Source organism: Prevotella sp. HJM029 (assembly GCF_000599605.1).
Taxonomy (GTDB): Bacteria; Bacteroidota; Bacteroidia; order Bacteroidales; family Bacteroidaceae; genus Prevotella.
This window is the reverse complement of record NZ_AZHT01000086.1, coordinates 1-6,603: the sequence shown is the minus strand read 5'-3', so window position 1 is coordinate 6,603 and position 6,603 is coordinate 1. Positions and strand designations below refer to the sequence as shown.

Genomic DNA, 6,603 nt, shown 5'->3' with positions numbered 1-6,603 from the left:
GAAGATAACCACGTTTTTGCGCATAGATGGTTACAGTCTTGAGTGCCTTCATTTTCTTGACTGATGTGTTATAGGCACACCCAGCCGCCGTACTCAGATATAACTCAAAATCCTGTACTACGGATGGCGTGAACTCTGCCAGTCCAATATCTTTCTTCCCATACTTATAGATAAGAAATTCTGCGAAATGCCTTCTTAAAACGCTGTACTTTTGCAGGCTGTCCTTGCTGATGGTATGTCCGACACGCTGTCTGACATCTTCGTTGAACTTGTCGAATATAGGGAGAAAGGTCGTGTACTCCCTGTCTTTCCCGACAAAGAATGAGCGGATTTTATCCAATGACAAGGATTCATCATCCTCGAATTTGTGGTAAATGTTATTCAGCATTGTGGAAATGGAGTCCAATGCGGCATTAGCGGATAAGGCTTCTGCCGTCCGACCTTTGAGCCTGCTGGTAGTGTTATTCCACAGCGACTTGTCCACGAATATTTTCGTAGATCCGAAATTAGCCATCTCTCCGTTAAGGAATACTCGGAGCATTACAGGCGACTTTCCTTCTTTGTTCTCATAGTTTGAACGTAGGTAGAAGGACACCTTGAAATTTGTTCTCATAATGCATCATTCTTTTGTGTAGCACTCGGCTGCAAAGTTAATACTTAATACATTGAAAAAGAAAGAGTTGATGCCGTCAATATGGTATTCAGAATACCGTCACTGCTACATTTTTTGCTACTGCAATTTTTGTGTAGCAGTAAGTGTAGCAGAAATTGACCGAAAGATGACTGTCAAAATATAGGGTTATACCGTCAGGCAATGAAGGTATATACAAAGAAAAATCGTTGTAAAACCTTGATTTTACAACGATTATCTAATTTTTGAAGGCTAAAATGAAGACCCTTGTGAAGACCTTTTAAAGCCTATTAGCGGAGAGAGAGGCTCTTTCTCTCGAACTATCATAAATTATCAAATCGTATCAATCTATTGTAATATAGCAGTTTACGCAAAATGTTAATAAAATAAGATTTCACTGAAAATCTTTGGTAATATCATTTTTAGGGTGTAATTTTGGGTGCATAAAACAATACACCCGAAGGTATGAATATCAAACGGAACATCATCTTCACGTTGGAGAGCAGGAAGAAGGACGGAGTTCTTATCACAGAGAACGTGCCTATTCGTATGCGCGTTAATTTTGCATCCAAGCGGATTGAGTTCACCACTGGCTATCGCATTGATGCTGCCAAATGGGATGCAGATAAGCAGCGTGTGAAGAATGGTTGTAGTAACAAGTTGAAACAATCGGCTTCCGAAATCAATGCTTCACTCTTGGAGTATTACACGGAAATACAGGCTATCTTTAAAAGGTTTGAGGTGGAGGATATAATGCCAACACCCGAACATATTAAGAAGGCTTTCAATGCTTTACACAAACCTGCGAGCGAAGAGCCTAATCCCAAAAAGGAAGCACTGTCTTGCGATTTTTTTCAGGTGTTTGATGATTTCGTAGAGGACTGTGGACGTCAGAACGATTGGACAGATTCCACGTATGAGAAGTTTGCAGCCGTGAAAAATCATTTGACCAACTTTCATGAAGGACTTACCTTTGAGTTCTTTGATGAGCGAGGCTTGAATGACTATGTGGGTTATCTGCGTGATGTAAAGGAGATGCGCAATACAACCATTGGCAAGCAACTGAGTTTCTTGAAATGGTTTTTGCGCTGGGCTTTCAAGAAAGGTGTGCATCAAAACAACGCCTACGATAGTTATAAGCCCAAACTCAAGAGTACCCAAAAGAAAATCATCTTTCTCACTTGGGACGAACTCAATCGTCTCCGAGAGTTCAAAATCCCTTCCAACAAGCAGGCTCTCGAACGTGTGCGTGATGTATTTCTTTTCCAATGCTTCACGGGTTTGCGTTATTCCGACGTGTTCAATCTTCGCAGAAGTGATATAAAGGGCGACCACATTGAGGTAACGACAGTTAAGACTTCTGATAGCCTGATTATCGAATTGAATAAACATAGTAAAGCAATTCTTGATAAATACAAGGATGTGGCATTTGAAGATAACAAAGTGTTGCCTGTCATTACCAATCAAAAGATGAACGATTATCTTAAAGAGTTGGCAGAATTGGCAGATATTGACGAACCTATACGTCAAACTTATTATAAAGGTAATGAGCGCATTGATGAAGTTACACCTAAATATGCCTTACTTGGAACACACGCTGGTCGTAGAACGTTTATCTGTAATGCACTTGCATTGGGGATTCCTCCGCAAGTAGTTATGAAATGGACTGGGCATAGCGATTACAAGGCTATGAAACCATACATAGACATTGCGGACGACATCAAAGCGAATGCCATGAGTAAATTCAATCAATTATAACACTGAAACAATATGAGCCAAGAAATAAATAAAGCAGAGAAACAAGATTTATCACTCGTTGTTCAAGCCATCGGTTCCGACCTCGAGCATACACAAGTACGCATGATAGCCTCTGCAAATGCAGATATGCTTTTCCACTATTGGAAAGTAGGGCATTTTATTCTCTACCTCCAAAAGAAAGAGGGTTGGGGAAGCAAAGTCATAGACAATCTTTCCGAGGCGATACGTTCTAAATACCCTGATAAGAAAGGTTATTCCACTCGTAACCTTATCTATATGTGTCAATTCGCCAAAGCCTATCCTATGGAGATTCTATTAGAAATGGGTAAAGTTGAAAAACAGCTTAATAGTCCTTCGGTAGATAATGTATTACAACTTACAAACGAACTCAATCAATTTACGCAAGAACCTCTTGCGCAAATTCAAGCTATAGGTAATCAAGGAGATATAATTACGCAAGAAGCTCTTGCACAATTAGGAGAGGTATCAGAAGTACTGTCTGTCATTTACCAACACGATATAAATCAGATAGAAGAAATTTTTAAGCAGTCTGCCGTAGTTCGCACTAATTGGGCGAGCCATGTTATATTGCTTAATAGCAAGCTGCCTTTGGGTGAACGTTATTGGTATATCACGCAGGCGATAGCCAATGGTTGGAGTAGTAATGTTCTGCAAATGCAGATTGAAACAAACCTTTTCGCTCGGCAGATTACGGCAAAGAAAGTGAGCAACTTCTCTGTGCGATTACCCAAACCGCAAAGCGACCTTGCCAACTATCTGATGAAGGACCCTTACATCTTTGACATGATGGGACAGGCAGATAAAATGGCAGAACGAGACATTGAACGGCAATTGGTTTCGCATATTACCAAATATCTTCTGGAAATGGGCAGTGGCTTTGCATTTGTTGCACAGCAGAAGCATTTTGAAGTGGGCGATTCTGATTTTTATGCTGACCTTATTCTCTATAACATCCAACTACATGCATACGTTGTTATCGAACTTAAAGCCACACCTTTCAAGCCTGAATATATGGGGCAACTTAACTTCTACATCAATGTAGTGGACGATACTCTTCGTGGTGAGCACGACAATAAGACTATCGGCTTGCTCCTCTGCAATGGTGGCGATAAGGTGGTAGCGCAATATGCCCTTTCAGGTTATGACCAACCAATTGGTGTTAGTGATTACCAACTGTCAAAAGCAATCCCTGACAATCTAAAATCTGCATTACCTACGGTGGAGGAAGTTGAGGAAGAATTGTCCAAGATCGTTGGGGTAGATATATTAAAGAAAGACTAAAATAATAAAATTGCGATAGAAGATATCATTATTGATAAAATAATATGACTATAAAATTAAATTCCGTAGAGCTCAGTATAGCAAAGGCATATACCGCTCCTAATTACAAGAGTAAAAGGGTGCTTACTAAAGTCCCATTTTCCTATGTAGAACTATGGCTTATTAGTCAGCCTAAGGAAAAAACTCAATATGCTAGATTCTTTTGGAAACAAGCCATGAATTTCTATAACGCAGCAAAGGAATTACCTATAGAATCTAAACCTCTTATTGCATACTATTGTTGTATGAATGCCGCTAAATCACTTATATCTTTGAAAAACGATAATGATCCGTTAATAAATATCAGCCACGGGGTCTCATCAGACCGTAATTCGAATCAAAGTATCTTAAACAAGGAAATTATTCTTGAAGGTGGAGGCGTGTTAGCCAAACTTGCTAATTGTATAAAAGATAGTACAAATAAAGAAAGGATCAAAGTGTTGGATCTCCTTCGAAATCTGCCAGCTATTCATCGTACGTTTAGTATTACTTGTTCTAAAAAAACTGAGCTATTTATTCCTATAGAAAACATAGTTTTCAAATTAAATAAACCGCATAAAAAAGCTTATATTCAATTCACTGTCGATGACGCATATTCAAATGGTAATGCATTAAGAAATATACCGAAAACTTTCGAAAAAACTAAGGATACAGAAGCTGTTATTTTTAGGGTAAAAAAGAGATTTGATTGGGATATTCACAGAAAGGAAAGCGAAAGAATACAGAAACTTGTGAAATATCATAACAAAATCAGACATAATTTCTTTTATATAAGAGGGTTTCAAACATCCTGGTATATTAAGAAAAATGTAAAAGGAGTTGTGAATCGTAGTCCTCTAGTAATTACTTATGCATTAATGCATTGGTTAAGTGAATTAGTAAGATACAATCCCCAGGAATTTAGTCAACTACTTTCGGGACATTATAATTGGTTAATTAATGAATTTATGGATATATGTTTTCAGCAATTTATAGACGAAATTTGCTGTGAAATAACAGGCGAAAATATTGGATATGGAAAATCTATATAATTGATGAGTGAAAATACGAAATTTTCTGTTGCTAAACAATAAGTTATCTGCAAGTAGAAAAATAAACTACTGAACGAAGACAGTCCAAGAATCTGTACTAAATAGATTCTTGGACTGTTTGCTATTTATTCAACTGCTTTTTTAGTTCTCTTTGCTCTTGTTTAATCTTATCTTGTTGTAACAATAACTCCGCTTGCCGTTGCAGGGCTTGCTCGTAATCAAAGACATTCTGCTCCAACTGCTGAATGGCTTTGGGATTGCGATGTGTTAAAAATATGCTGTCAAGATGTGTAAAGTCTGAAGCGGTAGCTTTGCCATGCATACGCAGATATCGATAACGTAGGTCGTAATCGGAGGCTGTTTGCAGCTTATTGGCTCCCATACCGAAGAACCAACAGCTCACAATAACTAGCCCACAAACCAATAAGAGCAGCATACGCTCGGCTAATTGTACGCTTGCAAATAGTGAGTAGTTCTTAAATTCTACAGGCTTTTGTTGCTTGCTGATGAGCTGGTGCATGGCTTCAAACTTTGGGTCAAGCTTCTTACTCGACTCTGATAGTGCCTCCAAAACAAAAAGTTGGTGTTCCTTGATCTTGTTTTGAGTTTCTTGTGAGAGATGGATTTGCACGATTTCTTGTGTTTTAATGCTATCTCCCTTTGGATTAGATAGCTGTTCAGCAATAGTAGTGCGCAGTTCTACCTGTGCCTTCCTGATGGCTTTGCATTCTTGCTTGAGTTCTTCGAGCATATCGAGAACAGGTGCTATTTCGTTATTCATACTGATATAAATTTGATGTGATTAAATTCTACGTTTGCGATTAGCTCTATTGCGGAGTTTCTTTTGAAATCGAAGTTCATCAATATCTACGCCATTACTTGGTGTAGGCATAGAAAACACTTCACTAATTGCTTCAGATAGGTCGGTAATGAAATAGCTTTCATCTACAGAATCTACCATAGGCTCATTTTGTAGATTAGTTTTCTCTTGTTTGTGAGAATTTTGTTCTATCTCAGCATTGAGGCGAGAGAAAGAGCACGTTCGGTCTATCTTTGAGCCACTGAAACTACATCCGTCTTTTTCAAAGGTGATTCCTTGTACAACACCGGTATTACCTTTTGTTTTGAAACGAGTGGTAATACCTTGTTGCTCTAACCCTGCAACAAAATCTTTCCAAGTCTGAGATTGAGGTAATATAGACTTAATGGTATCGAATATTTCATATCGCAATTTATCCTCACCTCTCAATCGAAAGCGGTTTACCTCTTGCTTTCCTTCGCCAATGGTTAGACCATAACGCTCAGTTAGTTCCCGGCAAATCTTTGCGGAGCGGTATTTCTCATTGCGATCGCTGATGGTTTTGCCATTGTTACCAATGCGATTGATACAAATGTGCAGGTGAGGATGCTGGCGGTCACTGTGCCTTACGATAAGGCTCTGTGTGTCGCCATAACCCATTTTATGAAGATATTCGTTGGCAATCTTCACCATTGTTGCATCTGTCAGTCGTTCTGAATCATGTGCCGAGAATGAGAGTATGGTATGACAAACTGGTTTTTGTACATTCGGACGCATAGAGGCTTGCAAGTTGAAGTCGTGTGCAATGTCATTTGGTAAAGAACTGCGTACGCCATTAGCTTGTAAAACCTTGACTTTACCTTCGCGTTTGCTGAGCATATAATTGACAACTCCACTGAAGTTTGTTCCTTTAATAATTTTGGCTATCATGGTTTCAATCGTTTCATGAGTTCGTGAATAAGTTGTTTCAGCACATTCAATTCTTCATTGAGTGAAGAAATGCCGAAAGCATTGAGCCGATGGGCTATCTGATTGAGATTGTT

General features: G+C 38.8%; 7 protein-coding genes. 3 read left to right on the top strand and 4 right to left on the bottom strand.

Annotated elements, in window-relative coordinates; genetic code table 11:
• Positions 1 to 613 (bottom strand): phage integrase SAM-like domain-containing protein (locus X919_RS0105255; protein ID WP_028899296.1); only part of this gene is annotated, 613 nt, incomplete at its 3' end.
• A gap of 483 nt (positions 614 to 1,096) precedes the next feature.
• Between X919_RS0105255 and X919_RS0105250 the strand changes: the two genes are divergently transcribed.
• From X919_RS0105250 to X919_RS0105240, 3 genes are read left to right on the top strand one after another with little or no spacing between them, the layout of a single operon-like run.
• A complete protein-coding gene (locus tag X919_RS0105250; protein WP_028899295.1) occupies positions 1,097 to 2,389 on the top strand; it encodes a site-specific integrase in 1,293 nt (430 codons plus the stop codon).
• 12 nt (positions 2,390 to 2,401) lie between these two features.
• A complete protein-coding gene (locus X919_RS0105245; protein ID WP_028899294.1) occupies positions 2,402 to 3,691 on the top strand; it encodes a PDDEXK nuclease domain-containing protein in 1,290 nt (429 codons plus the stop codon).
• Between the two features lie 44 nt (positions 3,692 to 3,735).
• The gene (locus X919_RS0105240) at positions 3,736 to 4,761 is read left to right on the top strand and encodes a YaaC family protein (protein WP_028899293.1); all 1,026 of its coding nucleotides are present in this window, start codon (positions 3,736 to 3,738) and stop codon (positions 4,759 to 4,761) included.
• A gap of 121 nt (positions 4,762 to 4,882) precedes the next feature.
• On the opposite strand, the gene X919_RS0105235 is transcribed toward X919_RS0105240, so the two are convergent.
• The 3 genes from X919_RS0105235 to mobC form a co-directional block, all read right to left on the bottom strand.
• Entirely contained in the window at positions 4,883 to 5,542 is a 660-nt protein-coding gene (locus X919_RS0105235; RefSeq protein WP_028899292.1) for a hypothetical protein, read from the bottom strand.
• 21 nt (positions 5,543 to 5,563) lie between these two features.
• On the bottom strand, positions 5,564 to 6,490 hold the full coding sequence (locus X919_RS0105230; protein ID WP_028899291.1) for a relaxase/mobilization nuclease domain-containing protein: 927 nt from the start codon (positions 6,488 to 6,490) through the stop codon (positions 5,564 to 5,566).
• On the bottom strand, positions 6,487 to 6,603 hold a 117-nt coding region (gene mobC / locus X919_RS14850; protein ID WP_036917162.1), incomplete at its 5' end, for a plasmid mobilization relaxosome protein MobC. The genes mobC and X919_RS0105230, both read right to left, overlap by 4 nt.

Excerpts from the sequence above, each read along its gene's own strand:
- X919_RS0105250 (WP_028899295.1), top strand. The coding sequence starts at position 1,097 with ATGAATATCAAACGGAACATCATCTTCACGTTGGAGAGCAGGAAGAAG.
- X919_RS0105245 (WP_028899294.1), top strand. The coding sequence starts at position 2,402 with ATGAGCCAAGAAATAAATAAAGCAGAGAAACAAGATTTATCACTCGTT.
- X919_RS0105240 (WP_028899293.1), top strand. The coding sequence starts at position 3,736 with ATGACTATAAAATTAAATTCCGTAGAGCTCAGTATAGCAAAGGCATAT.
- X919_RS0105235 (WP_028899292.1), bottom strand. The coding sequence starts at position 5,542 with ATGAATAACGAAATAGCACCTGTTCTCGATATGCTCGAAGAACTCAAG.
- X919_RS0105230 (WP_028899291.1), bottom strand. The coding sequence starts at position 6,490 with ATGATAGCCAAAATTATTAAAGGAACAAACTTCAGTGGAGTTGTCAAT.